Source organism: Vagococcus fluvialis (assembly GCF_048815235.1).
GTDB lineage: Bacteria > Bacillota > Bacilli > Lactobacillales > Vagococcaceae > Vagococcus.
Window position 1 is genome coordinate 1 of sequence record NZ_JBMEAO010000038.1, and the last position, 2697, is coordinate 2697.

1 protein-coding gene is annotated in these 2697 nt (G+C 36.3%); it reads left to right on the forward strand.

The annotated features are described in order from the left end of the window. Window positions 1–718 precede the first annotated feature (718 nt). Window positions 719–2581, forward strand: a complete 1863-nt coding sequence (gene ltrA / locus ACODH8_RS14480; RefSeq protein WP_420517806.1) for a group II intron reverse transcriptase/maturase — start codon at window positions 719–721, stop codon at window positions 2579–2581. Window positions 2582–2697: the final 116 nt, after the last annotated feature.

Genomic DNA, 2697 nt, shown 5'->3' on the forward strand with positions numbered 1-2697 from the left:
GGTGCGAAACGTTCCTAACTGAAAAGGTTAGGCACACAAGATTTTCTTGTGTAGAACTAATGATTTGAGGAGTGAAATGAAGGTGTAACGACCTGAAGTGCTCCCTCTAATACTCCGATTGGCAATCCTATTTGGTTAGAATAAAATTGTCAAAAGCTCGGTGAAGTCGGCTGAGAGTTACCGTAGTTGCAAATCTACTTGCAATCGAAAACTATCCAGAGGTGGATAGTGTAACCTATAGGTCGGGAGTCCACAAACTACTCATGGTAAGAATGTACAAATGTACTGACAAACTTGCGAATGTACGAATCTATAGGCTTGGGGTATAGAAATGTATCTTGCCCGCACAAATTATAAATTGTGACACAGGGTGTGACTTGCGGTTTAGTAAGAATCGTAGATATGAATGACCGTGCAGTGTTACAGGCACTGGAAAGTCACAGGTTCAGAGTGAGTACCTAAAAGTAAATGTATGGATAGAATCATTGGAACGTTGAAAGCTAGTGAACGTGGAGGACTAACCTCCTTTGAAGCGGTTGAGACGAAGTATAATAAGCTCATTTACACTAGTGAGAGTAGTGGCACAGTACCTATGAAGCAGTGATAATAAACTGTGGAGGGATAGCCACAAGTCAATTAGTTTTACTAACAGTTATGATGCAATCCATAGAATCGAGTATGACAAAATAAACACCGATATCCGAAAGGAGGCGGTGCTATGGAAAATGTATCAGCTTCACACTCAATCCGTCATATGGAATATTATGGCATGATTGATAGCTTTGATAATTTATACCAAAATAGTTGCAATAATCATATTTTTCATAATCTCATGGAAATTGTGACTTCGCCAAGTAACATTCTATTAGCGTATAGAAATATTAAAGGAAACTCTGGAAGTATATCTCCAGGCGTTGATAACAAGAATATCGATGATTTAAAAGAAATAACTAATGCTAACTTTATTAAAATAGTACAAACCAAATTTTCTGAATATAGACCCAAACCAGTAAAAAGAGTCGAAATTCCCAAACCAAATGGAAAAACTCGACCGTTAGGTATTCCGACTATCTGGGATAGGATTATTCAGCAATGTCTTTTGCAAGTTTTAGAACCTATTGTGGAAGCTAAATTTCATGATAAAAACTACGGGTTCCGACCTAATCGGTCGGCACATCATGCATTTGCACAGGCTGTTAAATTAGCGCAATTGTCTAAGCTTACATTTGTAGTGGATATTGACATCGAAGGTTTCTTTGACAATGTAAATCATTCAAAACTTATCAAGCAACTATGGTCATTAGGAATCCAAGACAAATGGCTTTTAGGAGTAATTAGGGCAATGCTTAAAGCACCTATCATTCATAAAGATGGGCGGATTGAACATCCTAAAAAAGGAACGCCACAAGGTGGAATACTTTCTCCTCTTCTTGCAAATATTGTTCTGAATGAACTTGATTGGTGGATATCGTCCCAATGGGAAACTCACCCTACAAGGCACAACTACGACTGTTATCATACTGAGAAGGATTATTGGAATAAAGGCAATAAATATCGAGCCCTGCGTAGTTCAAAGTTAAAAGAAATTTATGTTGTGAGATATGCTGATGATTTCAAAATATTTTGCAGAAAACGTAATGACGCCGATAAGATATTCTTAGCCACTAAACTATGGTTGAAAGAGCGTTTAAAACTCGATATTAGCTTAGAAAAATCTAAAGTGGTCAATCTGAAAAAACAAAAATCTGAATTTCTCGGTTTTACTATGAAACTAGTACGGAAAAGAAATACTTTTGTCATTGAAACCCACATGTGTTCTAAAGCTATGAAAAAAGTTTCAGATAATTTAGCAAAGCAAATAAAGGTAATTCAACATACCCCTAATAAGGAAGAATTACAAAAGCAATTAGTTAAGTATAATTCTATGGTCATAGGAGTTCATCAATATTATAAAAAGGCGACGCACATTAGTGTGGACTGCCCTAGAATCAATCAACGCATAATGATTATCATCAAAAATCGATTGGACGTTAAAAAAGTTGGTCAACCACCTAGTGACTTCGTTAAGAAAAACTATGCACGCTCAAAGCAGCTAAGGTGGATTAATGGTTATCCGATGATTCCTTTGGGATTTATCAAGCATAGTCATACATCGTTACCAAAGAAGGGAATCTGTAAGTACACGCCCGAAGGACGTACACTAATACATAAGTACCTTACTTTTCCGATCGATACAATTAATCAACTTATGAATAAGAATAATCCAAATGAGAGTGTTGAGTTTAGAGACAATAGAGTTTCTAAATATTCATCACAACGCGGTAGGTGTAAGATAACAAAGGAGTTCTTAGAGTTATCTGATATATACTGTCATCGTATTATTCCAAAAAATCTTGGTGGTAAGGATAACTTTCAGAATTTAGTTATTATTCACCGAGACCTACATTCACTTATTCATGAGGAAAATAGAGAAAGAGCATCACCTCTTTTAGAAAAAATGAGGATTACTAGCTCCCAACTTGAGATAATCAATCAGTTCCGTAAAAAAGCAAAAAATTGTGAATTGTCGCTGAATCTATAACTGTATGATATTTGTTAGTAAACTTTGATGGAACGCCGTATGAGGTGAAAGTCTCACGTACGGTGTGGACTGGGGGAAAAGCTGGAGACTATTTCAAAAGCTTACCTATCAGTATC